We start from the raw sequence: 26473 nt of genomic DNA, 5'->3' as shown, positions 1-26473 counted from the left end.
GGTACGTGTGGTTGCGATTCGCAACCTCGTACGGAAAGGATCGATCCGATGACCGCACATTCTTCAGTCGTTTCAACCGGCGCCGCGCGTGACGCCGCCCCGCCCGATTTCGCCGTGCTCGGCGGGGGGCTGTGCGGCCGGCTCGTTGCCTGGCGGCTTGCCGAGGCCGACCATCGCGTGGCGCTCTACGAGCGCGGCGACGCCGCGGGCGCTGCATCGGCCGCGTGGGTCGCCGCGGCAATGCTTGCTCCGCTCGCCGAGGCGGCCGTTGCCGAGCCGCTCATCGTCGGTCTCGGCGCGGCCTCGCTCGATGAATGGCCGCGCATCCTCGCGCAATTGCCCGAACCCGTTTTCTTTCAGCGCAACGGCACCCTCGTGGTGTGGCACCCGGCCGATCGCGCGGAAGCCTCGCTGTTCGAGCGCCGGATGCGCGCCAATGCGCCGGCCGCTTTGCTCGCCGACGGCGGTCTCGCGGCGCTCGACGGCAAGTCGATCGCCGCGGCCGAGCCGGCGCTTGCCGGCCGCTTCGGCGCCGGCTGGCTGTTGCCGCGCGAGGGACAGCTCGACAACCGTCAGGTGTTGCAAGCATTGGCGGCCGGTCTTGCAGAGCGCGGCGTGGCGGTGCATTGGAATACGAGCGTCGACGAGCGCGCCTTGCCGCGGGCGAGTGTGACGATCGATTGCCGGGGCCTCGGTGCGAAGCCGGCGCTGCCCTCGCTGCGCGGCATTCGCGGCGAAGTGGCGCGCATCAAGGCGCCGGGCATCGGCCTGTCACGCCCGGTGCGCTTGCTTCATCCGCGCTATCCGATCTACCTCGCGCCGAAGCAGGACGACGTATACGTTGTCGGCGCCACCGAGATCGAAGGCGAGGACATGTCGCCCGTTAGCGTCCGCTCGGCGCTGGAGTTGTTGAGCGCGGCGTTCGCGGTCCATCCCGGGTTCGGCGAAGCACGCATTCTCGAGCTCAACACGCAGTGCCGCCCGACGCTGCCCGATCATCGCCCGGCGATCATGTGGGACGGCGCCCGAACGTTGCGCGTCAACGGGTTGTACCGTCACGGCTATATGATCGCGCCCGAAGTTTCGAAGGCGGCGGCCGATCTCGCCTGCGCGCTGCTGGCCGGTGAAGTGGGCGACGCCGATGGTTTCGCGGCGCGGCGCGAAGCGTCGCCGTGGCCCGAGATGCTTCACGGCGCCGCGCCGCAACCGCAGCGCGCATCGGCCATGGGGGCGTAGGCGCGTCGCCGAGCGTCTCCGTCATTGTTAAACGCGACTAAACGCGATTGAACGCGATCCAACGCGAAACGTAATGCAGATCATGGACATTCAAGTCAATCAAAAACCGCTGTCGCTGCCCGAGCACGCGACGCTCGCCGATGCGCTTTCGGCCTTCGGCGCTCGCCCGCCGTTCGCCGTGGCCGTGAACGGCGAATTCGTCGCGCGCGGCCAGCATGCGGCGCGAACCTTGAGTGCGGGCGACAAGGTCGACGTCGTGCATCCCGTCGCGGGCGGCTGACGGCGAGGCGCCCCGCGTGAGCCGCAAGCGCGACACGGCGAGCGGGCCGACGACTTGCTCGCCCGTTTCACGCAAGCGGCCCGATTCGACGTTTCATGCTTTCGAGCAACACTGAATACCGTATTCGCGCTTCACAGGACATCCGATGACCACCGCTTCTCCTCTCGACTTGGCCGCGGCCGACGCCGACGCACTGACGCTCTACGGCGTCGCCTTTGCAAGCCGCGTGCTGCTCGGCACGTCGCGGTATCCGTCCTTGCGGTCGCTGGCCGATTCGATCGACGCCGCGCGGCCCGGGATGGTGACGGTCGCGCTGCGCCGGCAGATGACAGAACAGACGGCCGAGGCCGGTTTTTTCGACCTGCTGAAAGCGCGAGGCGTCCCGCTCTTGCCCAACACGGCAGGCTGCCAGAGTGTGGCTGAGGCCATCACGACGGCGCACATGGCGCGAGAAGTGTTCGAAACCGATTGGATCAAGCTCGAGCTGATCGGCGACGACTACACGCTGCAGCCCGACCCGATCGGTTTGATCGAGGCGGCCGAGCGGCTGATCAAGGACGGCTTCAAGGTTCTGCCTTACTGCACCGAGGATCTCGTGATCGGCCGGCGGCTGCTCGATGCCGGGTGCGAAGCGCTAATGCCCTGGGGGGCGCCGATCGGCACGGGCAAGGGGGTGATCAATCCGTATGGCTTGCGGGTGTTGCGCGACCGTTTGCCGGACGTGCCGCTGATCGTCGACGCCGGGCTCGGGCTGCCGTCGCACGCGTGCCAAGTCATGGAGTGGGGCTTCGACGGGGTGTTGCTCAATACGGCGGTCTCCCAAGCGACGTTTCCGGCCGACATGGCGCGCGCCTTCGCGCAGGCGGTCGAAGCGGGCCGGGGCGGGTACGTCGCCGGTCCGATGGCTCAGCGCGAAAGCGCACAGGCAAGCACGCCGGTGGTGGGCATGCCGTTCTGGCATCAGGACCGCGCATGAAGTGCTCCATTGCCGGCGATAATTTGCGTGACGAACGCCCGCGAGGGCTCAATCGCCGAATTGCGACGGCGCCCGTCGCATGGAGCGAAGCATGAGGACGCTGGCGTTGGGCAACACGGACCGCTTTTGGCCGCCTGCCGATGAACTGCTCGAAGCGGCCGAGCGCATTCGCGCCCGGCTCGGCGATTGGCCGCCGGCGCGCGATGCGCGGCGCATCTGCTTGACCGCGCCCGATACGATCCGCTCGGGCGATCTGATCGTCATCATCGGGGCGCAGGCCGATCCGGAGAGCGCGCTCGCTTGGCGCGCCGCGGGCGCTGACGTGATCGAGGCCGGGCCTGCTGGGACGACACTGACGACGGCTGCCGGCGCGCGCCATGCGCTCGAGTTGCAAGGCTCGCTCGCCGAGGATTGGCTGCCGGCGCTCGCCGCGTTCCTCGATTGCGGCTTCGAGCCGTGCGACGCGCTGGTGCTCGCGCTCGCCTGGCGCGACGGCGACGAGATGCGCGGCGAGGATGCCTGGCCGATCGATCTGTCGCATTTTCCGCGCGCAGCCGGGTTGCCGCCCGCGCCGGCGCTGCCTTTCCCCTCGTGCCCTTCGCGGCTGGGCCTCTATCCCGTCCTGCCGAGCGCGCAATGGGTCGAACGCGTGCTGGAGTTCGGCGTGAAGACCGTACAGTTGCGGGTCAAAGATGCGCCGCCCGACCGTCTTCGCGCCGAAATCGAGCAGGCCGTCGCCGCTGGCCGCCGCCATGACGCTTGCGTCTTCATCAACGATCACTGGCGCGAGGCGGCGCAAGCCGGCGCCTATGGGGTCCATCTGGGGCAGGAAGACCTGGAGACGGCCGACCTGGCTGCGATCGCCGCATCGGGAATGCGGCTGGGCCTGTCGACGCATGGATACTACGAAATGTTGAGGGCGATGCATTTTCGGCCCAGCTACCTCGCGTTCGGAGCCGTTTTCCCGACAGAAACGAAGAGTGTGGCCACGGCGCCACAGGGGCTCGCGCGACTCGAACGGTACGTGCGGTTGCTCGGCGCCCATGTGCCGCTCGTCGCGATCGGCGGCATCGATCTCGCCCGGCTGCCTTCCGTGCTGGCCACGGGCGTGGGCAGCGCGGCGCTCGTGAGCGCCGTGACCGCGGCGCCCGATCCGGCGCGCGCCGTGGCGGCCTTGCAGCGGGTGTTTGCGTCCTGACAACGCAGCGTTGCACGGCCGGTAACGACCGCGTCACGACAGCGTTGCGGCTGAGGCCCTATAATTCCGCTTCCGCGTAAACGCGTAAAAGGAAAGTCCGCTTCGTGCCGCCTTCATCCTCCGAGCCCATTCTCGAGCTTCGCAACGTCGACTTCGGTTACGACGCGGACCGCCTCGTCCTCTCGAATCTGAACATGCGCTTCGAGCGCGGCCAGGTGGTGGCCGTCATGGGCGGCTCCGGCGGCGGCAAGACGACGGTGTTGCGCTTGATCGGCGGCCTGGAACGGGCGCGCCGGGGCGAAGTCCTGTTCGCGGGCCAAGACATCGGCAAGCAAACGCGCGAGGGCCTGTTCACCCTGCGCCGCAAGATGGGCATGTTGTTTCAGTTCGGCGCGCTGTTTACCGATATGTCGGTGTTCGAGAACGTCGCGTTCGCGCTGCGCGAGCACACCGATCTGCCCGAGGCGCTCATTCGCGACCTGGTTCTCATGAAATTGAACGCCGTCGGGCTGCGCGGCGCGCGCGATCTCGCGCCATCGCAGATTTCGGGCGGGATGGCCCGGCGCGTGGCGCTCGCGCGGGCAATCGCGCTGGATCCCGAGCTCATCATGTACGACGAGCCGTTCGCCGGCCTCGATCCGATTTCGATGGGCATCACGGCCAACTTGATTCGCACGTTGAACCAGGCGCTCGGCGCCACGTCGATTCTCGTCACGCACGACGTGCCCGAATCGTTCGCGATCGCCGATTACGTGTATTTCCTCGCCAACGGTTCCGTGCTTGCCCAAGGCACGCCGGCGCAGCTGCGAGAGTCGGTCGACCCGACCGTGCGGCAATTCATCGATGGAGCGCCCGACGGCCCGTTCCGCTTCCACTATCCGGCGCGCGATACGCTCGCGGCCGATTTCGGCTTGGGGGAAGGGGCATGATCAGCGCGCTCGGACATTGGGTGATCGGCCGCATTCTGCGCACAGGCTATGCGACGCGCATGTTCTTGCGAGTCGTGCTTGAAGGTCTAGGGTTGCTGCGGCGGCCGGGGCTCGTCATCAAGCAGGTGCTGTTCGTCGGCAACTATTCGTTCGTCATCATCGCGGTGTCGGGTTTGTTCGTCGGCTTCGTGCTCGGCTTGCAGGGCTATTACACGCTCAATCGCTACGGCTCCGAGCAGGCGCTCGGGCTGCTCGTCGCGCTCTCGCTCGTGCGCGAACTCGGGCCGGTCGTCACCGCGCTGCTGTTCGCGGGCCGAGCCGGCACGTCGCTCACGGCCGAGATTGGCCTCATGAAGGCCGGCGAGCAGTTGACGGCGCTCGAGATGATGGCGGTCGATCCGATCGCCACGGTGCTTGCGCCGCGCATGTGGGCGGGCATCATCGCCATGCCGATGCTGGCGGCGATTTTCAGCGCGGTGGGCGTGCTCGGCGGGTATGTCGTCGGCGTGCGGCTGATCGGCGTCGACGCGGGCGCGTTTTGGGCGCAGATGCAGGCGGGCGTGGATGTCTGGAGCGACGTCGGCAACGGCGTCATCAAGAGCGTCGTGTTCGGTTTCGCGGTGACGTTCATCGCGCTGTTTCAAGGCTACGAAGCGAAGCCCACGCCGGAAGGCGTGTCGCGTGCGACCACGCGCACGGTCGTCTACGCTTCGCTCGCCGTTCTCGGGCTCGATTTCCTGCTGACGGCGCTGATGTTCAGTTGAGGCGAGCCGCCGCGCGCGGCCCCTGTTCGGCAATTCACTCTGTGTTGTCTTTTGGAATGACGATGAAAAAGACTGTTCTCGACTTTTGGGTCGGCTTGTTCGTGCTGCTGGGGTTGATCGCCGTGCTGTTTCTGGCGCTCAAGGTCGGCAACATGAGCTCGCTGTCGTTCCAGCCGACCTATCCGGTCAAGCTCAAGTTCGACAACATCGGCGGGCTGAAGGTACGCGCGCCCGTCAAGAGCGCGGGCGTCGTCGTGGGCCGCGTGAGCTCGATCGGATTCGATACGAATACCTACCAAGCGCTCGTCACCATCGACATCGACAAGCAATACCCGTTTCCGAAAGATACGTCGGCGAAGATCCTGACCTCGGGCTTGCTCGGCGAACAGTACATCGGCCTCGAGGCCGGCGGCGACGATCAGATGCTCAAGGCCGGCGATACGATTTCGATGACGCAGTCGGCCATCGTGCTCGAAAACCTGATCAGCACGTTCCTTTACAGCAAGGCGGCCGACGCGGGGGGCTCGAAAGCCGCGCCGGCGCCGAGCGCACCCGCGCCGAGTGTGCCGAGTGCGCCGAGTGCGCCGGCGGCCAGCGCACCGGCGGCGGCGAGCAGCGGCGGCTGATCGCTTCAAAAGAGTTAGTGTGAGTCAACGGAGAACAATAATGCGAACCACGCGCGCCACAAACGTGACGCTTGCCCTGGCCGTTGCGGCTTTGGCCGGCTGTGCGTCCGTACAGACGCCGACACCGGGCGATCCGCTCGAGGGCCTGAACCGGACCGTCTTCAAATTCAACGACACCGTCGATGCCTACGCGCTCAAGCCCGTCGCCAAGGGCTATAAGTGGGCGGTGCCGCAGCCCGTGCGCGCGAGCGTGACGAACTTCTTCTCGAACATCGGGGATGTCTATATCGCGGCCAACGAGATCGTCGAGATGAAGGTGGCCGACGGCGTGGGCGACATCATGCGCGTCGTGATCAATACCGTATTCGGCGTGGGCGGCTTGTTCGACGTCGCGACGCTGGCGAAGCTGCCCAAGCACTCGGCCGACTTCGGCGTGACGCTCGGGCACTACGGCGTGCCGTCCGGGCCCTACCTCGTGCTGCCGCTGCTTGGACCGAGCACGGTGCGCGATGCGACGGGGCTCATCGTCGACTACTACGGCAATCCGCTTAGCTATGTCGAGCCGTCGAATGTAAGCTGGGCGCTGTACGGCGTAAATCTCGTCAACACGCGCGCAAACCTGCTGACGACGGTAGACGTGTTGTCGGCAGCCGCGATCGACAAGTACTCGTTCATTCGAAACGCCTATCTGCAGCGCCGCCGTTTCCTGATTTCGGGGGCGGATGGCGCCGATTCGGTGCCGAACTACGATGATTCGTTGCCGAAATACGACGACGGCTCGGCGCCCGCCGACACCTCGGGTGCGGCGGCGGCTTCCGCACCGGCGGCAGCGGCGTCCGGCTCCGCCGCGACACCCGCATCGGCGCCTGCCGCTGGCGCGGTTGCGCCGTCGGGCGGCTCGAAGGACGAAAGTCAGACGGTTCCGGGCCAGCAATATGTCCCGCCGCCGCACGGCGGCTTGCCGTCGCTTCATCTGCCGCGCTGAGCGAACAGACGAAGGCGGGGCGGTAACGATTCGATACGAATGTTGCCGCCCGATGTGGGACCGGCCTCGAACTTGCGTGGCATGGTGTGCTCGAACCCCGGCTCCTCGAAATTTAAGGAACGATGATGAAAAAATTCTTTTGGATGGCGTTGTTTTCCTCGTTGATCGCTTTCAGCGGCGGCAGCTTTGCGCAAACCGTCGACACGAACTCGCCCGACGGCATGATTAAAACGGTGACGGGCCAGGTGCTCGACCAGATCAAGAGCGACCCCAGCATCAAGAGCGGCGACATCAATCGGATCACGCAGGTCGTCAACGAAAAGATCCTGCCGTACACCGATTTCCGCCGCACGACGCAGCTTGCGATGGGCCGCGCTTGGCGTACGGCTACGCCGCAGCAGCAGGAGCAAATGGTGGAGCAGTTCAAGATGCTGCTGATCCGCACCTATTCGGGCGCGCTTTCGCAAGTGCGCGACCAAACGGTTCAGTTCAAGCCGTTCCGCGCGGATCCCGATGCGAACGACGTCGTCGTGCGCTCGTCGGTCATCAACAATGGCCAGCCCGTCGAACTCGACTACCGTTTGTACAAGACGGCGCAAGGCTGGCGCGTCTATGACTTGAACGTGGCCGGCGCGTGGCTGATCCAGGCGTACCAGCAGCAGTTCGCCGAAAAGATCAACCAGGGCGGCGTGTCGGGGCTGCTGCAGTTCCTCACGCAACGCAACGAGCAACTCGCCGCGGGCAAGCAACCGTCATGAGCTTTGACACGAGCCGCTTCGCTGTGGGCGCGACGCTCACGCTCGCGAGCGCCTCGACCGCGCTCGCGGCGGGGCTCGCTCGCATCGACGCGGGCGCGACGGCGGTCGATTGCGCGCCGCTCGGGCAATTCGATTCGTCGGCGCTGGCCGTGCTGCTGGCCTGGCGTCGCGCGGCGCGGGCGAAAGGCCGACCGCTCGAGATTCTCAACGTGCCGGCCGGCCTCGCCAGCCTCGCGCAGGTGTACGGTATCGACGCGCTGTTTGCGGCGCAGCATTCCTCCGGGGCCGCCGGCGTTTCCATACCCCTCTGATCCGCAGCGGCCCGAGCGGCCGTCCTCGCGCCGCGGGGGCGCCGCTTGCCGGACCCCGGTGGCCGATCCCGACTTAGCCTATAATCAACCGTTTTTCCGGGTAGCCGATCGATGGGATCGGCGCGGCGTTTCGCCGCCGGCGCGGTGAAGCGCGCAAGCCCGTCCGTGTTCGCGATCGGGCACGGTTCACGTCTAAACAAAGGCGCGCCGTCGACAAAGGCCGCGCACATCCATGTCAGCGATAGAAATCCGCAACGTCAAGAAGCGCTACAACGCGCTGCAAGCGCTCAAGGGCGTCAGCTTGACGGTCGAGGAAGGCGAATTTTTTGGCCTGCTCGGCCCCAATGGCGCGGGCAAGACGACCCTCATCAGCATTCTCGCGGGGCTTGCGCGCGCCGATGAAGGCAGTGTGTCCGTACGGGGGCACGACGTCGTGGCCGATTTCCGGCAGGCGCGACGCGCGCTGGGCGTCGTTCCGCAGGAGCTCGTATTCGATCCCTTCTTCACCGTGCGCGAATCGCTGCGCATTCAGTCGGGCTACTACGGTCTGCATCGCAACGACGATTGGATCGACGAGGTGATGGCCAATCTCGATTTGTCGGAGAAGGCCGATGCGAATATGCGCGCGCTCTCGGGCGGGATGAAGCGGCGCGTGCTGGTTGCCCAGGCGCTCGTGCATCGCCCGCCCGTCATCGTGCTCGACGAGCCGACGGCCGGCGTCGACGTGGAACTGCGCCAAACGCTGTGGAAGTTCATTTCCCGTCTGAATCGCGAGGGGCACACCATCGTGTTGACGACGCACTACTTGGAAGAAGCCGAATCGCTGTGCGACCGCATCGCGATGCTACGGCGCGGCGAGGTGGTCGCGCTCGATCGCACGAGCGCACTGCTGCAGCGCTTCGCCGGCATGCAGCTGTTCGTGCGCTTCGCGCAAGGGGTGTTGCCGGTCGAACTGCGTGCGCTCGAAATCGAGCCGGCTGCGCCGGGCGCGCGCCAGCATCTGCTGCGACTGTCGAGCTATGACGATGTCGAGCGCATTCTCGCGCAATGCCGGGCGGCGGGCTGTACATTCGATGAGATCGACGTGCGCAAGGCCGATCTCGAGGACGTCTTCGTTCAGTTGATGAACGCCCCGGAACTCGTCGAGGGGCTGGCATGAGCGGCTTCCGAACCCTGTTCTACAAGGAAATCCTGCGCTTTTGGAAGGTGTCGTTCCAAACGGTGTTGGCGCCCGTCATCACGGCGCTGCTCTATTTGACGATCTTCGGGCACGCGCTGCGCGGGCACGTCGAAGTCTATCCGGGCGTCGAGTACACCAGCTTCCTGATCCCGGGGCTGGTCATGATGAGCGTGTTGCAGAATGCCTTCGCGAACAGCTCGTCGTCGCTGATCCAATCGAAGATCACGGGCAACCTCGTTTTCGTGCTGCTGCCGCCCCTCACGTACTGGGAGATGTACGGCGCCTACGTCCTGGCGGCGGTCGTGCGTGGGCTCGCCGTCGGCTTAGGTGTGTTCGTCGTCACGATCTGGTTCATTCCGGTCAGCTTCTCGGCGCCGCTCTACATTCTCGCGTTCGCGGTGCTCGGGTCGGCGATTCTCGGCACGCTCGGCCTCATCGCCGGCATTTGGGCCGAAAAGTTCGATCAGCTCGCGGCGTTTCAGAACTTCTTGATCATGCCGCTCACGTTCCTCTCGGGCGTGTTTTATTCGACGCACACGCTGCCCGATCTGTGGCGCCACGTGTCGCGGTTGAACCCGTTTTTCTACATGATCGATGGCTTTCGCTACGGCTTTTTCGGAGTGTCCGACATCGACCCTCTGGCCAGCCTGGCTGTCGTCGGCGGATTTTTCGCGCTCATGGCCGCGCTCGCGATGCGCTTGCTCGCGTCCGGCTACAAGCTGCGCTATTGAATCGGAAGAAGGAGCGTCCACCATGTTGCCGACCCCGGAACACGTCAAGCAATACATCGAAGGCGGCTTGAGCTGCCGGCATCTCGAAGTCGAAGGCGACGGCCAGCACTTTTTCGCGACGATCGTCTCCGACGCGTTCGAAGGCAAGCGCTTGATTCAGCGCCATCAACTCGTCTATGCGGCGCTCGGCGACCGCATGCGGCAGGAAATCCACGCGTTGAGCATGAAGACGCTCACGCCGTCGGAATGGCAGAACGGATAAATCGAGATATTAAGCGTGCGCATTACACAGGATTCACGCGACGCCGGCAGCGGCGCCGCCACGGAGGCCCGAGCGGGGCAAATCAGCATGGACAAGCTCGTGATCGAAGGCGGTCGGCCTCTGGCCGGCGAAGTGGGCATCTCGGGCGCGAAGAACGCGGCGTTGCCGATTCTTTGCGCGAGCCTCTTGACGGCCGATCCGCTCCATTTGGACAACGTGCCCGACTTGCAGGACGTGCGCACGACGCTCAAGCTGCTCGCGCAGATGGGCGTGCGCAAAACGCGATCCGACGCGCAGCTCACGCTCGACGCGGCGGCCGTCGACAATCCGGTCGCGCCGTATGAACTCGTCAAGACGATGCGTGCGTCGATCCTCGTGCTCGGTCCGCTGCTCGCCCGCTTCGGTCACGCGAAGGTGTCGCTGCCGGGCGGCTGCGCAATCGGTGCGCGTCCGGTCGATCAGCACATCAAGGGCCTGCAGGCGATGGGGGCGGAGATCGACATCGAGCACGGCTACATCGAGGCGCGCGCCACGCGCTTGAAAGGCGCGCGCATCATGACCGACATGATCACCGTCACCGGCACGGAAAATCTGTTGATGGCGGCCGTGCTGGCCGACGGCGAGACCGTGCTTGAAAACGCGGCGCGCGAGCCCGAAGTCGGCGATCTCGCTCAGCTGCTCGTGCGCATGGGTGCGAAGATCGACGGCATCGGCACCGACCGCCTGGTGATCCAGGGTGTCGACAAGCTGCACGGCGCGCATCACGCCGTGATTCCCGACCGCATCGAAGCCGGGACGTTCTTGTGCGCGGTGGCCGCGGCCGGCGGCGACGTGACGTTGCGCCGCGTGCGGCCGATCACGCTCGAGGCCGTCACGATGAAGCTGCGCGAGGCCGGCGTGACGATCGAGGAGGGCGACGATTGGATTCGCGTGCGGATGGCGCGGCGCCCGGCGGCCGTCTCCTTGCGCACCTCGGAATATCCAGCGTTCCCGACCGACATGCAGGCGCAATTCATGGCGCTGAACGCGGTTGCCGAAGGCACCTCGCAGGTGGTCGAGACGATCTTCGAAAATCGCTTCATGCACGTGCAGGAACTGAATCGTCTGGGGGCGCATATCACGATCGACGGCAACACCGCGCTCGTGACCGGCGTGCCGCGGCTGTCCGGCGCGACGGTGATGGCCACCGATCTGCGCGCATCGGCCAGTCTCGTCATTGCCGGGCTCACGGCCGACGGCGAAACGCTCGTCGACCGCATCTATCACCTCGATCGCGGCTATGACCGCATGGAAGAAAAGTTGACGGGCATCGGCGCGCGTGTCCGCCGCGTATCCGAGAAGACCGCGGCCGCCGCATCGGAGAAACGCGCATGAGCACGACCACCACGACGCCCCTCACGCTCGCGCTGTCCAAAGGGCGGATCTTCGAGGAAACGATGCCGCTCTTGGCCGCGGCCGGCGTGCACGTCTCGGAAGATCCGGAAACGTCGCGCAAGCTGATATTGCCGACGAGCGCGCCGAATGTGCGCGTCATCATCGTGCGGGCCACCGACGTGCCGACCTATGTCGAATACGGCGCGGCCGATTTCGGCGTGGCCGGGAAGGACGTGCTGCTCGAGCACGGCGGCTCCGGCTTGTATCAACCGATCGATTTGGACATCGCGCGCTGCCGGATGTCGGTGGCCGTCGCGGCCGGTTTCGACTATGCCAATGCCGTGCGTCAAGGCGCGCGCCTGCGCGTGGCGACGAAGTACGTGCAGACCGCGCGCGAGCACTTCGCGGCCAAGGGCGTGCACGTCGATCTGATCAAGCTGTACGGGTCGATGGAACTCGCGCCGCTCGTGGGCTTGGCCGATGCGATCGTCGACCTCGTCAGCTCGGGTGGTACGCTGCGCGCGAACAACCTCGTCGAGGTCGAGGAGATCATGCAGATTTCGTCGCGCCTCGTGGTGAACCAAGCGGCGCTCAAGCTCAAGCGCGAGGCGCTCAAGCCGCTGCTCGACGCATTCGAGCAGGCCTCGCGTAAGCCCACGGCGCCGAGCGTCTGACGCGATCCGGGCCCGCCGCGCCTCGATGATCGAGCGCGCCGCCCCGGCAAGCGCATTACCGAAACGGATACCAGCATGTCACTGACGATTCGCAAACTCGATTCGAGCGCCGCCGATTTCAGTGCGGCGCTCGCCGCCGTACTCGCGTTCGAGGCGAGCGAGGACGAAGCGATCGAACGCTCGGTCGCGCAAATTCTGGCCGACGTGAAAGCGCGCGGCGACGAAGCCGTCCTCGAGTACACGAACCGCTTCGACCGCTTGTCGGCCGGGAGCGTCGCGGCGCTGGAGCTGCCCGCGAGCGAGCTCGAGGCAGCCCTCGAAGGCCTCGAGCCCAAGCGGCGCGCGGCGCTCGAAGCCGCCGCGGCGCGCGTGCGCGCCTATCATGAGAAGCAGAAGATCGAGTGCGGCAGCCACAGCTGGCAGTACACGGAATCGGACGGCACGGTGCTCGGCCAGAAGGTGACGCCGCTCGACCGCGCCGGCATCTACGTGCCCGGCGGGAAGGCGGCTTATCCGTCGTCGGTGCTGATGAACGCCATTCCGGCGCGCGTGGCCGGCGTGCGCGAGATCGTGATGGTCGTGCCGACGCCGGACGGCGTACGCAACCCGCTCGTGCTCGCGGCGGCGCTGCTCGGCGGCGTCGATCGCGTGTTCACGATCGGCGGCGCGCAGGCAATCGGCGCCCTCGCGTACGGCACGCCGACGGTGCCGGCCGTCGACAAGATCTGCGGCCCCGGCAACGCGTACGTCGCGGCGGCCAAGCGGCGCGTATTCGGCACGGTCGGCATCGACATGATCGCGGGCCCTTCCGAAATCCTCGTGCTCTGCGACGGCACGACCGATCCGCGCTGGGTGGCGATGGACCTCTTCTCGCAAGCCGAGCACGACGAGCTGGCCCAGTCGATCCTGCTGTGCCCCGACGAGGCGTTCATCGCACGCGTGGAAGACGCGATCGCCGAGCTTCTGCCGACGATGCCGCGACGGGACGTGATCGAGCGGTCGCTCGTCGATCGCGGCGCGCTCGTCAAGGTGCGCGATATGTCCGAAGCGTGTGCGATCGCCAATCAAATCGCGCCCGAGCACCTGGAAATTTCGGCGCTCGACCCGCATCAATGGGCCAAGGAAATTCGTCATGCCGGCGCGATCTTCCTCGGCCGGTACACGAGCGAGAGCCTGGGCGACTACTGCGCCGGCCCGAACCACGTGCTGCCGACCTCGCGCACGGCGCGTTTTTCGTCGCCGCTCGGCGTGTACGATTTCTTCAAGCGCTCGAGCGTGATCGAAGTGAGCGCCGAGGGGGCGCAGACGCTCGGCGAGATCGCGGCCGAACTGGCTTACGGCGAAGGATTGCCGGCGCATGCGCGCAGCGCGGAATATCGAATGAAGCAAAACGGTTGAACCGACGACGCTCACGCTTGACTACCAGGCCTACCGAGATGACGAAACCCGAAGACATCATTCGTCCCGACGTGCTGTCGATGACGACCTACGCGGTCGCCGACGCGACGGGCTACTTGAAGCTCGACGCAATGGAGAACCCCTTCACGCTGCCCGCGCCGCTCGCGGCGCAGCTTGGCGAAGTGCTGGCCGGCGTCGCGCTCAACCGCTACCCCGAGCCGCGCCCGGCCGCGCTCGTGAACAAGCTCAAGCAGGTGATGGGCGTGCCCGCCGGCGCCGATCTGCTGCTCGGCAACGGCTCCGACGAAATCATCAGCATGATCGCCGTCGCGTGCGCGAAGCCGGGGGCGAAGCTGCTCGCCCCCGTGCCGGGCTTCGTCATGTACCAAATGTCGGCGAAATTCGCGCAGCTGGAGTTCGTCGGCGTGCCGCATCGGGAAGACCTCACGCTCGACCTCGATGCGATGTTGGCCGCGATCGCCGAGCACAAGCCCGCGATCATCTACTTGGCCTACCCGAACAACCCGACGGGCACGCTGTACCCGGACGCCGACATCGAGCGCATCGTCGCCGCGGCCGCGGGCGGCCTCGTCGTCATCGACGAGGCGTACCAGCCTTTCGCGCAGCAGAGCTGGATCGGCCGCGTGCTCGACTACGATAACGTCGTGGTCATGCGGACGGTGTCGAAGCTCGGCCTGGCCGGGATTCGGCTCGGCTACCTGGCCGGGGCGCCGGCGTGGCTCAAGGAATTCGACAAGGTGCGTCCGCCGTACAACACGAACGTGCTGACGCAGGCGGCCGCGCAATTCATGCTCGATCATGTCGATGTGCTCGAGGCGCAGGCGGCGCAATTGCGCGCCGAACGCGCCAAATTGGCGGCCGCGTTGAAGGCTTTGCCGGGCACGACCGTGTTCCCGAGTTCGGCCAATTTCCTGCTCGTGCGCCTGCCCGACGCCGATGCCGCGTTCGCGGCGCTGTTAAATGCCAAGGTTTTGGTCAAAAACGTGGGTAAAATGCACCCATTGTTGGTCAATTGCCTGCGTTTGACGGTCGGTGCGCCCGATGAAAACGCACAAATGCTGGCGGCGCTCGAGCTTGCGCTGAAATAAAGAAGTTTTGATTCGAGGTTTTCCATGCGCGTAGCGGAAGTCTTTCGCGATACCAGCGAAACGAAGATCCGTGTGAAGATCGATTTGGACGGCACCGGCCGGCAAAAGCTGGCCACCGGTGTGCCGTTTCTCGACCACATGCTCGATCAGATAGCCCGTCACGGGCTGTTCGATCTGGACATCGAGGCGCAAGGCGACCTGCATATCGACGATCATCACACCGTCGAGGACACGGGCATCACGCTCGGGATGGCGGTGGCCAAGGCGATCGGCGATAAGAAAGGCATTCGCCGTTACGGTCATGCCTACGTTCCGCTGGACGAAGCGCTCTCCCGCGTGGTGATCGATTTCTCCGGGCGGCCGGGGCTCGAATTTCACGTGCCGTTCACGCGGGCGCGGATCGGGACGTTCGACGTCGACTTGTCGATCGAATTTTTCCGCGGCTTCGTCAATCATGCGGGCGTGACGCTGCACGTCGACAATCTGCGCGGGCTGAACGCGCACCATCAGCTGGAAACGGTGTTCAAGGCGTTCGGCCGTGCGCTGCGCATGGCCGTGGAGCTCGACGAGCGTGCGGCGGGGCAGATTCCGTCCACCAAGGGCAGTCTCTAACAAAAACGGCTGGACCGACGGACCGGCGCGCCGCATGCGGGCGCCGGCTTGCGATGGATCTTCTCAAATCGTTCATTTCACTGCTGGCGCTGATCAACCCCGTCGGCGCGGTGCCGTTCTTCTTGAGCCTCACGTCGGAGCAGTCCGACGTGGAACGCCGCCGCACGATCCGCATCGCCTCGATCTCGGTGTTTTGCGTGATCGCGATCACGACGTTGCTCGGTCAGCAGATCATCAGCTTTTTCGGGATTTCGGTGGGTTCGCTCGAAGTCGGCGGCGGGATCATCATGCTGCTGATGGCCGTGAACATGCTGAATGCGCAGGTCGGCAACGCGCGCGCCACGGCCGAGGAGCGCGACGAGGCCGAGCAGAAGAACAGCATCGCGGTCGTGCCGCTCGCGATTCCGCTCTTGACCGGCCCCGGCACGATCAGCACGGTGATCGTCTATGCGGCGAACGCGCACCGCTGGTATGACCGGATCGGGCTCGTCGCGATCGGTGCGGTGATCGCGGTCATCTGCTTCGGGGCGCTCCGGATGGCCGAGCCGATCGCCCGCTGGGTCGGCCAGACGGGTATCAATATCGGCACGCGGCTCATGGGTTTGATGTTGTCGGCGCTGGCGGTGGAGTTCATCGTCGATGGATTGAAGGCATTGCTGCCTAACTTGCGCTAAACGCGCTGTTTGCGATGAAAAAGATTGCGATTGTGGATTACGGCATGGGCAACCTGCGCTCGGTGTATCAGGCGCTGCGCAAGGCCGCACCGGAAGCGGACGTGGCGATCGTCGATCGCCCCGAAGGGATTCGCGCGGCCGAGCGCATCGTGCTGCCCGGCCAGGGCGCGATGCCCGACTGCATGCGTTGCCTGGGCGAATCGGGGCTGCAGGAGGCCGTGCTGGAAGCGGCGCGCGATAAGCCGCTGATGGGCGTGTGCGTGGGCGAGCAGATGCTGTTCGACTGGAGCGAGGAGGGCTCGACGCCGGGCCTCGCCCTCATGCCGGGCAAGGTCGTTCGTTTTCAGCTCGAAGGGCGGCTGCAGGACGACGGCTCGCGCTTCAAGGTGCCCCAGATGGGCTGGAACCGCGTGCGGCAAACCCGAGCGCACCCGCTGTGGGCCGGCGTGCCCGACGGCGCGTTCTTCTATTTCGTTCATAGCTACTACGTGGTTCCTGAAAACCCGGAGCACACCGTCGGGGAAACCGATTACGGCACGATCTTCACGTCGGCGGTGGCGCGCGAAAACGTCTTCGCGACGCAGTTTCACCCGGAAAAGAGCGCCGACTCGGGGCTGCGCGTGTACCGCAATTTCGTCGACTGGAACCCATGAACTGGGCATGCGCGTTCGCAAATTGCGTCCGATCGGGACGACGCGCGAGCGGAGAGCCCAAAGACTTGTACTAAACTAAGCGACACGGCTTCTCGAGGTCGGGCGCATTTGCGCGCCCGGCGAGAGCGGCTGCCGACATTCAACCTTCCAGACTTCACGCGATTGCTATGCTGCTGATTCCCGCCATCGACCTCAAGGACGGTCAGTGTGTGCGCCTTAAACAAGGCGATATGGACCAGGCGACGATATTTTCCGAGGATCCCGCGGCAATGGCCCGGCATTGGGTCGAGCGCGGCGCGCGGCGGCTGCATCTCGTCGATCTCAACGGTGCGTTCGCCGGCAAGCCGAAAAACGAGGAAGCGATCCGCGCGATCATCGAAGCGGTCGGCAGCGAAATCCCCGTGCAGCTCGGCGGCGGCATTCGCGATCTCGAAACGATCGAGCGCTACCTCGACGACGGCTTGTCCTACGTCATCATCGGCACGGCCGCGGTGAAGAACCCCGGCTTCCTGCAGGACGCCTGCACGGCCTTCGGCGGGCATATCATCGTGGGCCTCGATGCGAAGGACGGCAAGGTCGCGACCGACGGCTGGAGCAAGCTGACCGGGCACGAAGTCGTCGACCTGGCGCAGAAGTTCGAGGATTACGGCTGCGAGTCGATCATCTACACGGACATCGGCCGCGACGGGATGCTGCAAGGCATCAACATCGAAGCGACGGTGCGCCTCGCGCGGGCCGTCAAGATTCCCGTGATCGCGAGCGGCGGGCTCTCGAACCTGGCCGACATCGACGCGCTGTGCGAGGTCGAGGACGAAGGCATCGAGGGCGTGATCTGCGGGCGGGCGATTTATTCGGGCGATCTCGATTTCGCCGCGGCGCAAACGCGTGCCGACGCGCTGCGCGAATCGGACGACGCCTGACAAGCGTCACGGGCATGGCGCCGCCGGCGGCGCGCCGCGCGGCGCTCGGCCGGTTTTCGGCGCAGCGGCCGTTTGCGGCCAACGCGCCCGAAAGCGCCACGGCTTCACGCCGCCTGCTTCCGAGCAAGCGGCTCATTTAGCGGCATTTGCACCAACATGGCTCTAGCTAAACGCATCATTCCCTGCCTGGACGTGACCGCCGGCCGCGTCGTCAAAGGCGTCAATTTCGTCGAGCTGCGCGATGCCGGCGATCCGGTCGAAATCGCGCGCCGGTATGACGAACAAGGCGCCGACGAGTTGACGTTCCTCGACATCACGGCCACCTCCGATCAGCGTGACTTGATCCTCCCGATCATCGAAGCCGTGGCGGCGCAGGTCTTCATCCCGCTGACGGTCGGCGGGGGCGTGCGTGCGGTCGAGGACGTGCGGCGGCTGCTCAACGCCGGCGCGGACAAAGTCAGCATGAATTCATCGGCCGTTGCACGGCCCGAACTCGTGCGCGAGGCCGCGCAAAAGTACGGCTCGCAGTGCATCGTCGTGGCGATCGATGCGAAACGCGTATCGGGCGAGGGCGAGCCGGCGCGCTGGGAAGTCTTTACGCACGGCGGGCGCAAGGCAACCGGTCTCGACGTCGTAGAGTGGGCCAAGCAAATGGCCGACTACGGCGCGGGCGAGATCCTGCTGACGAGCATGGACCGCGACGGCACGAAGAGCGGGTTCGATCTGGCGCTCACGCGCGCGGTGTCGGACGCCGTACCCGTGCCCGTGATCGCCTCGGGCGGCGTCGGCTCGCTGAAGGATCTGGCCGACGGCATTCTCGACGGTCATGCCGATGCGGTGCTGGCCGCCAGCATCTTTCACTATGGCGAGCACACGGTGCGCGAAGCGAAGCGCTTCATGGCCGAGCGCGGCATCGCGGTGAGGCAATGATGACGGCTCCTGCAGACACACCTTGGCTCGACAAGGTCCAATGGGATGCGAACGGCCTCGTGCCCGTCATCGCGCAAGAGGCGAGCACGGGAGATGTGCTCATGTTCGCCTGGATGAATCGCGAGGCGCTCGCCAAGACGATCGAGACGGGGCGCGCCGTGTATTTCTCGCGCTCCCGCCAGCGCTTGTGGTTCAAGGGCGAAGAGTCGGGCCACGTACAGCGCGTCCATGAAGTGCGGCTCGATTGCGACGAAGATGTCGTGCTGCTCAAAGTCGAGCAGGTGTCGGGTATCGCTTGCCATACCGGTCGCCATTCCTGCTTTTTCCAGAAATTCGAAGGTACGGTCGACGAAGGCGAGTGGGTCGCCGTCGATCCCGTGCTGAAAGACCCCGAACAGATCTACCGATGACGCAATCCACGCAAGCGAGCGCCGCATCGACGCTCGAAGACACGCTGCTCCGGCTGGCTGCCGTGATCGACAGCCGCAAGGGCGGCGATCCCGAGGCTTCGTACGTTTCTCGCCTGTTCCACAAGGGCGACGACGCGGTGCTCAAGAAGATCGGCGAAGAGGCCACCGAAGTCGTGCTCGCGGCGAAGGATGTCCGCCAGGGCGGGGCGCCGTCGGCGCTCGTGGGCGAGGTCGCCGATCTCTGGTTTCACTGCCTGGTCATGCTGTCTCACTACGATTTGAGCCCCGCGGACGTCATCGCGGAGCTCGAGCGGCGAGAAGGCATGTCGGGCATCGAGGAAAAGGCGCTCAGAAAGCGTCGCGAGCGCGAAGAAAACGGCGGCTGAGCCGGCGTGGCGCTCGAACGCGCCATGCCGCAAGGATCGACCACGCCAATTGTGCAGGGAGAACGCAATGGACCAACGGCCGGGTGAGCCCGCCTCGTACGCTTTGCCGGAAGCCGGGCGGGGGCGCGATCTGCGCATGCTCACGCATATCCTTTATGCGTTGTATGCCCTCCATTTGTTCACGGGTGGCGTCTCCATCCTCGTGGGCGTTATCGTTGCTTACCTGAAGCGCGACGACGCCGTCGGCACGCCGTATGAACAGCACCTGCAATGGTTGATTCGAACATTTTGGATGGGCCTCGCGGGCTATATCATCGGCGGTGTGCTCATGTTCGTCCTCATCGGTATCCCCGTTCTCGCGGCCGTTTTCATTTGGATGCTGTACCGTATCGTGAAGGGCTGGCTGTACCTCTACGACGACAAGCCGCTGGACCCGCGCGCGTGGATCTGATCGCGCCGCGCACCCGATTCGAAACCAGGAACACCATGAGCCACGACAACTGCCTTTTTTGCAAGATCGCCTCGGGCGAGATTCCGAGCACGAAAGTGCACGAGGACGAAGAGTTCGTCGCCTTCAAGGACATTCACCCGGCTGCCGATACGCACGTGCTCGTCATTCCACGAAAACACGTGGAAACGCTGTCCAATTGCACCGAAAGCGATGCGCCTCTGCTTGGTAAAATGATGATTCTGGTGGCGCGACTGGCCGAGCAGCTCGGTTGCGCGTACACCGGCGGCGATACGGGGTTCCGAACGGTCATCAATACGGGGCCGGGCGGCGGGCAGGAGGTCTACCACTTGCATGCGCACATTCTCGCGGGTCCGCGGCCATGGAAGCGGATGGGCTGAAGGCGCGACGTTACCCGTTTCGCATCGATCGACGGGGGCGCATGCGCCCCGATTACGGTCGCAAGGCCGGTATTGTTTGCCGCCACGCAGCGTGGCAGTTAGGCTCGGGAGGGTCTCATGGGTTCATTCAGCATTTGGCACTGGTTGATCGTGCTTTTGATCGTCGCGCTCGTGTTCGGCACGAAGCGTCTACGCAGCATCGGCAGCGATCTGGGCAGCGCGGTGAAGGGGTTCAAGGAAGGGGTCAAAGATGCCGACACCCCCTCGTCCACCACGCCGGCCGAGGCCGAGCGGCGCGAGTTGCCGCGCTCGGGCACGATCGACGTCGAGGCGAAGGAAAAAACTCGCTCGAACGACTACCGCTAAACGCCCCGCGCACACGCCCGGCAAGCTGCGGTGCGGTGCGCGGACGAAACGGTACGGACAGTCATGGCCATTCATACGCGCGCACGGCAGTGCCGCGGACAATCGATAACGGACGCAACGGACGACTAGGCCTCTGACATGCTCGATCTCGGATTGACGAAGATGGCGCTGATCGGTGTCGTGGCGCTCGTTGTGCTGGGGCCGGAGCGGTTGCCGCGCGTCGCGCGGACGGCCGGCGCGCTCTTTGGCCGCGCGCAGCGCTACATCAACGACGTGAAGGCCGAGGTGACGCGCGAGATCGAACTGGACGAATTGCGTCGGATGAAGACGGAATTCGAATCGGCCGCGCGCAACGTCGAAAACACCATCCACGATAACCTGCGCAAGCATGAGACGGAACTGAACGATGCATTCCGCGCGGGCAGTTCCGTCTCGCCGAGTATTGCGGGCGGCGCTGCTGCGGAAGACGCCGCGAGCGATGCGGGCGCCGTGGCGAGTCCGACGCCGTCGAGGTGGCGCGGCGTTTCGGCGGGACCGTCCGTCAAGCGCGTCAGCTGGCGTGTCAAACGCTCGGCGGCCCCGGTGTGGTACAAGCGCGCGACGGCCCGACGCTCGCACGTGCAATCGGGCGCGGCGCGCGTGGCGCGCTATACGCCCGAGAGCTTGCGCAAGCCGCGGCGCTTCCTTTGATCCCATCGTCCATGCACGTCATCGACAGTTCCCATCTTCCGATCCATCGGCGCGGCGCGCGTCGATCTCCTTGAGAGGGCCGGCGTGAGCGACCCCCAGCACAATCAAAACGAAGGCACAGAAGAGTCGTTCATCTCGCATCTCGTCGAGCTGCGCGACCGCATCATCAAAGCGGGCATTGCCGTCATCGTCGTCTTTCTGTCGCTCGTGTATTGGGCGACGGACATCTTCAAGCTGCTCGCGCGGCCGTTGATGGAAAATCTGCCCAAGGGCGGGCGGATGATCGTGACGGACGTCACGGGCTCGTTCTTCGTGCCCGTGAAGGTGACGATGCTCGTCGCGCTCGTCATCGCGCTGCCGATCGTGCTCTATCAAATCTGGGCATTCGTCGCGCCGGGGCTGTATCAGCACGAGAAGAAGCTCGTCACGCCGCTCGTGGGCAGCAGCTACGTGCTGTTTCTCTGTGGGATGGCGTTTGCCTATTTCGTGGTCTTCCCGACGATCTTTCGCGTCATGGCGCACTACAACGCGCCGCTCGACGTGCAGATGTCGACCGACATCGACAACTACTTGAGCTTCGTGCTGTCGATGTTTCTAGCGTTCGGGGTGACGTTCGAGGTGCCGATCATCGTCGTGCTGCTCGTGCGCATGAAGGTGCTGACGATCAAGAAGCTGCGCAGCATCCGGCCCTATGTGGTCGTGGGCGCGTTCATCGTCGCGGCGGTCGTCACGCCGCCCGACGTCTTTTCGCAGCTGATCCTCGCGCTGCCGCTCATCATTCTCTACGAAGCCGGCATCATCGCGGCTCGCTTGATCGTGGGCAAGGATCTTCCCGTCGCCGACGAAGAAGGCGTGGCGGGCTAGCGCCGCCGCGCTAGGCTGCCCGCTAGGCTTGACTCACGTCTCGCCCCGCTTACTCCTCCTGCTGCGCGTCGCTGTTGTCGTCCTCGGTGTTGGCCTGCTTCGGCGGCGGCGGGCGCTTGCCGATCGTGATGACGACGTCCATCTCCTTCTTCTTGCGCATGAGCTTCACCTTGGCCTGCGTGCCGGGCTTGATCTGCGCGATCACGTTCAAGAGGCGCGTGGTGTCGGTGATCTCCTCGCCGTTCACGTCGAGCAGGACGTCGCCCGGCTTGATGCCGGCTTTATCCGCGGGGCCGCCTTGCAGCACGCCCGCGACGATCGTGCCGCGCTGCTCCAGCCCGAACGATTCCGCGATGGCGGGCGTGACGTCCTGCGGCTCGACGCCGATCCACCCGCGCGTGACCGATCCCGTCGTAATGATGCTTTCCAGTACGCTGCGCGCCGTCGAAACGGGGATGGCGAACCCGATGCCGAGCGAGCCGCCCGAGCGCGAGTAGATGGCCGTATTGATTCCGAGCAGGTTGCCTTTGACATCGACGAGCGCGCCGCCCGAGTTGCCCGGATTGATCGGGGCGTCGGTCTGAATGAAGTTCTCGAACGTGTTGATGCCGAGATGGTTGCGCCCGAGTGCGCTGATAATGCCCATGGTGACCGTTTGACCGACGCCGAACGGATTGCCGATGGCCAGCACGACGTCGCCGACGCGGGCCTGGTCCATCCTTCCGAGCGTGATGGTCGGCAGGTTCGGGATGCCGATTTTCAGGACGGCGAGATCGGTTTCCGGATCGACGCCGATGACCTTCGCGTTCGTGCGGCGGCCGTCGGGCAGCGCGACCTCGATCTCGTCTGCCCCGTCCACGACATGTTCGTTCGTTAGAATGTAGCCTTCTGGACTCACGATGACGCCCGAGCCGAGGTTCGTCGCCGGTTCGTCTTGCGGTTGCTGCTGTTGCGGATTCTTAGGATTGCCGAAGAAGTAACGAAAAAGCGGGTCCTTTGCGTGCGGATTCGGCGGCTGCGCCCCGCCCTTGCCCGAGAACACGTTGACGACGGCCGGCATCGCCTTTTGCGCCGCGTCGGCATACGAGGCCGTGGACGGCCCCGAGCCGGAGCCGGGCGCGACTTCCCGCAGCGCCACGATCGGGGAGGCGAGCTGCTTGCCGAATTGCCCTTGCCGCTGCAGCCACTGGGGTTTGAGCGTGACCACGATGAACATGAGTGCGAGCAGCACCGTCACCGCTTGGGCGAACAGCAGCCAGAAGCGTCTAAGCATTTGAAGAATCGAGGTTTCTATGGATCGGATCGAACTTGAATTGTACTTGAACGACATGCTCGATATCGGGCGTTTCAAGGACTACTGCCCGAATGGCCTGCAAGTCGAAGGCCGGCGGCGCGTCGACAAGATCGCAACGGGCGTGACGGCGTCGCTCGCGTTTCTCGAGGCGGCCGCGCAGTGGGGCGCCGACGCCGTCCTTGTTCACCACGGCTATTTCTGGCGGAACGAAACATCGCCGATCACCGGCCGCAAGTACCGCCGGCTCAAGCAGCTCTTCGACAACGAGATGAGCCTGTTCGCCTACCATCTGCCGCTCGACGACCACCCCGAAGTCGGCAACAACGCCCAGTTGGGCGCGCGGCTGGGGCTGATCGGCGATTCGCGCTTCGGCCCGGACGGGCTGGGCTGGATAACCACGCTGCCGATGCCGATCACGCTGGCGCACTTCGCCGCACAGGTGGAGCAAACGCTCGCCCGCGCGCCGATGATCCTGGGCGATCTGGATACGGAGCTGCGCCGCATCGCCTGGTGCACGGGCGGCGCGCAGAACTACTTCGAAGCGGCCATCGACGCCGGCGCGGACGTCTACCTCACCGGCGAGATCTCCGAGCCGACCACGCATATCGCCCTGGAAAGCGGCGTCGCCTTCCTTGCTGCGGGGCATCATGCGACGGAGCGGTACGGCGTTCAGGCGCTTGGCGCGCATCTGTCAGAGCGCTTCGACGTCGAACATCTATTTATCGATATCGATAATCCGGTTTGATGCAACGCCGCAATTTCCGCATTGCAGCGGACGATTTTTTGCATTTTGGCTGATGCGAAACCGCGTTTCGGCAACGACCATGCCGATACAGCAAATACTTAACGAGAAACGGAGACGAAATACCGCCCGTCGGATACGGGGAAACCCTTAAGAATCAACGCTTCGCACGGTTTTTGTCGGACGGCTCTTGTAAATGCCGACTCCATTCGCGCAAACTAGCGGCGGTGTGCAAAAAGCGGTGACGGAATATCCAACTTAGAAGTGGGGCGTGTGATGCGAGATAAAGAAGAGGAACGCGTCGACGGCAGCCGCCGTACCTGGCTGATTGCGACGTCCGTAATGGGCGGCTTTGGAGGCGTAGCCGCTGTCGTACCTTTCGTGGACTCCTTAGAGCCATCGGCGAAAGCCAAGGCGGGCGGCGCGCCCGTCGAAGTCGACATCAGCGGTTTGAAGCCCGGCGAGATGATGACCGTCTCCTGGCGCGGCAAGCCCGTCTGGATTCTGAATCGAACCGACGACATGCTCGCCGAGGTCAAGAAGGCCGACGGCGAGGTGGCCGATCCGAAGTCGAAGAACCCGTTCACCATGCCGTTGCCCGAGTACTGCAACAACGAATACCGGTCGCGGGCCGATCACAAGAACATCCTCGTCGTCGTGGCCGTCTGTACGCATCTGGGCTGCTCGCCCACCTCGCGCTTCACGCCGGGGCCGCAACCGAACCTGCCGGACAACTGGCCGGGCGGCTTTTTGTGCCCCTGCCACGGCTCCACCTACGATCTCGACGGCCGAGTCTTCAAGAACAAGCCCGCGCCGCAGAACCTCGACGTTCCCCGCTACATGTTCACGAACAACGGCAGCACCGTCGTGATCGGTAAAGACGAGCAAGGAGAGGCGTAAATGGCGACAACGGAAAACCAAGTGGAATCGACGGGCTTGGCCGGATGGATCGACCGGCGCTTCCCGATGACGTCGACATGGAAAGCGCATTTGTCCGAGTATTACGCGCCGAAGAACTTCAACTTCTGGTATTTCTTCGGCTCGCTCGCGCTGCTCGTGCTCGTGAACCAGATCGTCACGGGCATCTTCCTGACGATGAACTACAAGCCCGATTCGCAGCTCGCCTTCGCGTCGGTCGAGTACATCATGCGCGAAGTGCCCTGGGGCTGGCTGATTCGGTACATGCACTCGACGGGCGCGTCGATGTTCTTCGTCGTCGTCTACCTGCACATGTTCCGCGGGCTGATGTACGGCTCGTATCGCAAGCCGCGCGAACTCGTCTGGATCTTCGGCTGTGCGATCTTTCTGTGCCTCATGGCCGAGGCGTTTTTCGGCTACCTGCTGCCTTGGGGGCAGATGTCGTATTGGGGCGCGCAGGTCATCGTGAACTTGTTCTCGGCCATCCCGTTCGTCGGCCCGGATCTGTCGCTGTGGATTCGCGGCGATTACGTCGTGTCCGACATCACGCTGAACCGCTTCTTCGCGTTCCACGTGATCGCGATTCCGCTCGTGCTGCTTGGGCTCGTGTTCGTGCATATCGTCGCGCTGCACGAAGTCGGGTCGAACAACCCCGACGGGATCGAGATCAAGGCGAAGAAGGACCCGGACGGCAAGCCGCTCGACGGCATCCCGTTCCATCCGTTCTATTCGGTGCACGACTTCTTCGGCGTATGCGTGTTCTTGATCGTTTTTGCGGCGATCATTTTCTTCGCGCCGGAGATGGGCGGATACTTCCTCGAATCGAACAACTTCATCCCCGCGAACCCGCTGCAGACGCCGCCCGAAATCGCGCCGGTCTGGTACTTCACGGCGTTCTACGCGATGCTGCGTGCGACGACGGACCCGTTCAAGATCGTGCTGATGATCGTCATCGGCCTGCTCGGTTTGCTGGCGCTCGCCCGAGCCCGCGGCAAGTGGCGCATCGGCTTGCCCGTTCTGGCTGCGCTCGTGATCGTCTTCATGGCGTTCACCGAAGCGAAGTTCTGGGGTGTCGTGGTGATGGGCTCGGCGGTGATTTCGCTGTTCTTCCTGCCTTGGCTCGACCGCAGTCCCGTCAAGTCGATCCGATACCGGCCGTTCTTCCACAAGGTTTTCTACGGAATTTTCGTGCTGGCGTTCCTGACGCTTGCCTTTTTGGGGACGAAACCGCCTTCGCCGGCGGCGACGTTGATCGCCCAGATTTGCGCGCTGATCTACTTCGCGTTCTTCCTGGGCATGCCGTTTTGGACGCGGCTCGGCACCTTCAAGCAGCCGCCCGAGCGCGTTCGATTCAAGCCCCATTAATCGCGAGCG

General features: G+C 64.7%; 33 protein-coding genes. 32 read left to right on the top strand and 1 reads right to left on the bottom strand.

What is annotated here, in order from left to right:
- The first annotated feature begins 48 nt into the window (after positions 1–48).
- From ACTHNR_RS03420 to tatC, 29 genes are all read left to right on the top strand, one after another.
- Entirely contained in the window at positions 49–1236 is a 1188-nt protein-coding gene (locus ACTHNR_RS03420; protein ID WP_440546057.1) for an FAD-dependent oxidoreductase, read from the top strand.
- Positions 1237–1318: 82 nt separating this feature from the next.
- On the top strand, positions 1319–1516 hold the full coding sequence (gene thiS, locus ACTHNR_RS03415) for a sulfur carrier protein ThiS (RefSeq protein ID WP_440546097.1): 198 nt from the start codon (positions 1319–1321) through the stop codon (positions 1514–1516).
- A 145-nt stretch (positions 1517–1661) separates the two neighbouring features.
- The gene (locus tag ACTHNR_RS03410) at positions 1662–2492 is read left to right on the top strand and encodes a thiazole synthase (protein ID WP_440546056.1); all 831 of its coding nucleotides are present in this window, start codon (positions 1662–1664) and stop codon (positions 2490–2492) included.
- 91 nt (positions 2493–2583) lie between these two features.
- Entirely contained in the window at positions 2584–3690 is a 1107-nt protein-coding gene (thiE, locus tag ACTHNR_RS03405) for a thiamine phosphate synthase (protein ID WP_440546055.1), read from the top strand.
- Positions 3691–3794: 104 nt separating this feature from the next.
- The gene (locus ACTHNR_RS03400; protein ID WP_440546054.1) at positions 3795–4619 is read left to right on the top strand and encodes an ABC transporter ATP-binding protein; all 825 of its coding nucleotides are present in this window, start codon (positions 3795–3797) and stop codon (positions 4617–4619) included.
- Complete coding sequence (gene mlaE / locus ACTHNR_RS03395) at positions 4616–5383, top strand: lipid asymmetry maintenance ABC transporter permease subunit MlaE (RefSeq protein ID WP_440546053.1); 768 nt, start codon at positions 4616–4618, stop codon at positions 5381–5383. Before ACTHNR_RS03400 ends, mlaE begins: the two co-directional genes overlap by 4 nt.
- Positions 5384–5439: 56 nt before the next feature.
- The gene (gene mlaD / locus ACTHNR_RS03390) at positions 5440–6009 is read left to right on the top strand and encodes an outer membrane lipid asymmetry maintenance protein MlaD (protein WP_440546052.1); all 570 of its coding nucleotides are present in this window, start codon (positions 5440–5442) and stop codon (positions 6007–6009) included.
- 40 nt (positions 6010–6049) lie between these two features.
- Positions 6050–6994 carry an MlaA family lipoprotein gene (locus tag ACTHNR_RS03385; protein ID WP_440546051.1) on the top strand — a complete coding sequence of 315 codons (945 nt, stop codon included), beginning with the start codon at positions 6050–6052 and terminating at the stop codon, positions 6992–6994.
- 125 nt (positions 6995–7119) lie between these two features.
- A complete protein-coding gene (locus ACTHNR_RS03380) occupies positions 7120–7752 on the top strand; it encodes an MlaC/ttg2D family ABC transporter substrate-binding protein (protein WP_440546096.1) in 633 nt (210 codons plus the stop codon).
- Entirely contained in the window at positions 7749–8063 is a 315-nt protein-coding gene (locus tag ACTHNR_RS03375) for an STAS domain-containing protein (RefSeq protein WP_440546050.1), read from the top strand. Before ACTHNR_RS03380 ends, ACTHNR_RS03375 begins: the two co-directional genes overlap by 4 nt.
- 232 nt (positions 8064–8295) lie before the next feature.
- Positions 8296–9222, top strand: coding sequence for an ABC transporter ATP-binding protein (locus ACTHNR_RS03370; protein WP_440546049.1), 927 nt, complete (start codon positions 8296–8298; stop codon positions 9220–9222).
- The gene (locus tag ACTHNR_RS03365; RefSeq protein WP_440546048.1) at positions 9219–9974 is read left to right on the top strand and encodes an ABC transporter permease; all 756 of its coding nucleotides are present in this window, start codon (positions 9219–9221) and stop codon (positions 9972–9974) included. The genes ACTHNR_RS03370 and ACTHNR_RS03365 overlap by 4 nt, the downstream gene beginning before the upstream one ends.
- Before the next feature lie 22 nt (positions 9975–9996).
- The gene (locus ACTHNR_RS03360) at positions 9997–10236 is read left to right on the top strand and encodes a BolA family protein (RefSeq protein ID WP_440546047.1); all 240 of its coding nucleotides are present in this window, start codon (positions 9997–9999) and stop codon (positions 10234–10236) included.
- Between the two features lie 87 nt (positions 10237–10323).
- Positions 10324–11610 carry a UDP-N-acetylglucosamine 1-carboxyvinyltransferase gene (gene murA, locus ACTHNR_RS03355; protein WP_440546095.1) on the top strand — a complete coding sequence of 429 codons (1287 nt, stop codon included), beginning with the start codon at positions 10324–10326 and terminating at the stop codon, positions 11608–11610.
- Positions 11607–12284: an ATP phosphoribosyltransferase gene (hisG, locus tag ACTHNR_RS03350; RefSeq protein WP_440546046.1), complete on the top strand. Its 678-nt coding sequence runs from the start codon at positions 11607–11609 to the stop codon at positions 12282–12284. The genes murA and hisG overlap by 4 nt, the downstream gene beginning before the upstream one ends.
- Before the next feature lie 75 nt (positions 12285–12359).
- Positions 12360–13682, top strand: coding sequence for a histidinol dehydrogenase (gene hisD / locus ACTHNR_RS03345; RefSeq protein ID WP_440546045.1), 1323 nt, complete (start codon positions 12360–12362; stop codon positions 13680–13682).
- A 38-nt stretch (positions 13683–13720) separates the two neighbouring features.
- Positions 13721–14791 carry a histidinol-phosphate transaminase gene (gene hisC, locus ACTHNR_RS03340; RefSeq protein WP_440546044.1) on the top strand — a complete coding sequence of 357 codons (1071 nt, stop codon included), beginning with the start codon at positions 13721–13723 and terminating at the stop codon, positions 14789–14791.
- Between the two features lie 24 nt (positions 14792–14815).
- Positions 14816–15403: an imidazoleglycerol-phosphate dehydratase HisB gene (gene hisB, locus ACTHNR_RS03335; protein WP_440546043.1), complete on the top strand. Its 588-nt coding sequence runs from the start codon at positions 14816–14818 to the stop codon at positions 15401–15403.
- Positions 15404–15456: 53 nt separating this feature from the next.
- Positions 15457–16077, top strand: coding sequence for a YchE family NAAT transporter (locus ACTHNR_RS03330; RefSeq protein ID WP_440546042.1), 621 nt, complete (start codon positions 15457–15459; stop codon positions 16075–16077).
- Positions 16078–16091: 14 nt separating this feature from the next.
- The gene (gene hisH, locus ACTHNR_RS03325) at positions 16092–16730 is read left to right on the top strand and encodes an imidazole glycerol phosphate synthase subunit HisH (protein ID WP_440546041.1); all 639 of its coding nucleotides are present in this window, start codon (positions 16092–16094) and stop codon (positions 16728–16730) included.
- A 167-nt stretch (positions 16731–16897) separates the two neighbouring features.
- Positions 16898–17650 carry a 1-(5-phosphoribosyl)-5-[(5-phosphoribosylamino)methylideneamino]imidazole-4-carboxamide isomerase gene (gene hisA / locus ACTHNR_RS03320; protein WP_440546040.1) on the top strand — a complete coding sequence of 251 codons (753 nt, stop codon included), beginning with the start codon at positions 16898–16900 and terminating at the stop codon, positions 17648–17650.
- Between the two features lie 156 nt (positions 17651–17806).
- Positions 17807–18580 carry an imidazole glycerol phosphate synthase subunit HisF gene (gene hisF / locus ACTHNR_RS03315; RefSeq protein WP_440546039.1) on the top strand — a complete coding sequence of 258 codons (774 nt, stop codon included), beginning with the start codon at positions 17807–17809 and terminating at the stop codon, positions 18578–18580.
- Positions 18580–18990, top strand: a complete 411-nt coding sequence (hisI, locus tag ACTHNR_RS03310; protein ID WP_440546094.1) for a phosphoribosyl-AMP cyclohydrolase — start codon at positions 18580–18582, stop codon at positions 18988–18990. The genes hisF and hisI overlap by 1 nt, the downstream gene beginning before the upstream one ends.
- Complete coding sequence (locus tag ACTHNR_RS03305; protein WP_440546038.1) at positions 18987–19376, top strand: phosphoribosyl-ATP diphosphatase; 390 nt, start codon at positions 18987–18989, stop codon at positions 19374–19376. Before hisI ends, ACTHNR_RS03305 begins: the two co-directional genes overlap by 4 nt.
- Positions 19377–19443: 67 nt before the next feature.
- A complete protein-coding gene (locus tag ACTHNR_RS03300; protein ID WP_440546037.1) occupies positions 19444–19827 on the top strand; it encodes a DUF4870 family protein in 384 nt (127 codons plus the stop codon).
- Positions 19828–19862: 35 nt separating this feature from the next.
- Positions 19863–20225: a histidine triad nucleotide-binding protein gene (locus ACTHNR_RS03295; protein ID WP_440546036.1), complete on the top strand. Its 363-nt coding sequence runs from the start codon at positions 19863–19865 to the stop codon at positions 20223–20225.
- Between the two features lie 117 nt (positions 20226–20342).
- The gene (gene tatA, locus ACTHNR_RS03290; protein ID WP_440546034.1) at positions 20343–20591 is read left to right on the top strand and encodes a Sec-independent protein translocase subunit TatA; all 249 of its coding nucleotides are present in this window, start codon (positions 20343–20345) and stop codon (positions 20589–20591) included.
- A gap of 138 nt (positions 20592–20729) precedes the next feature.
- Positions 20730–21281, top strand: coding sequence for a Sec-independent protein translocase protein TatB (gene tatB, locus ACTHNR_RS03285; protein WP_440546033.1), 552 nt, complete (start codon positions 20730–20732; stop codon positions 21279–21281).
- 84 nt (positions 21282–21365) lie between these two features.
- Positions 21366–22145 carry a twin-arginine translocase subunit TatC gene (gene tatC / locus ACTHNR_RS03280; protein ID WP_440546032.1) on the top strand — a complete coding sequence of 260 codons (780 nt, stop codon included), beginning with the start codon at positions 21366–21368 and terminating at the stop codon, positions 22143–22145.
- Positions 22146–22194: 49 nt separating this feature from the next.
- Here tatC and ACTHNR_RS03275 read toward each other — a convergent pair whose 3' ends face one another.
- Positions 22195–23418: a Do family serine endopeptidase gene (locus tag ACTHNR_RS03275; RefSeq protein ID WP_440546031.1), complete on the bottom strand. Its 1224-nt coding sequence runs from the start codon at positions 23416–23418 to the stop codon at positions 22195–22197.
- A 19-nt stretch (positions 23419–23437) separates the two neighbouring features.
- Between ACTHNR_RS03275 and ACTHNR_RS03270 the strand changes: the two genes are divergently transcribed.
- From ACTHNR_RS03270 to ACTHNR_RS03260, 3 genes are all read left to right on the top strand, one after another.
- Positions 23438–24184, top strand: a complete 747-nt coding sequence (locus ACTHNR_RS03270; protein WP_440546030.1) for a Nif3-like dinuclear metal center hexameric protein — start codon at positions 23438–23440, stop codon at positions 24182–24184.
- 273 nt (positions 24185–24457) lie between these two features.
- The gene (gene petA, locus ACTHNR_RS03265) at positions 24458–25081 is read left to right on the top strand and encodes a ubiquinol-cytochrome c reductase iron-sulfur subunit (protein ID WP_440546029.1); all 624 of its coding nucleotides are present in this window, start codon (positions 24458–24460) and stop codon (positions 25079–25081) included.
- Positions 25082–26464 (top strand): cytochrome b, encoded by a 1383-nt coding sequence (locus tag ACTHNR_RS03260; RefSeq protein WP_440546028.1) that lies wholly within the window; start codon positions 25082–25084, stop codon positions 26462–26464. It begins immediately after the preceding gene.
- The last annotated feature ends 9 nt before the right edge of the window (positions 26465–26473 follow it).

The sequence above is a fragment of the Trinickia sp. genome, assembly GCF_051954495.1.
In the GTDB taxonomy this organism is placed as follows: Bacteria; Pseudomonadota; Gammaproteobacteria; order Burkholderiales; family Burkholderiaceae; genus Trinickia.
The sequence above is the reverse complement of the archived record's forward strand: the minus strand, read 5'-3'. Positions and strand labels throughout refer to the sequence as shown.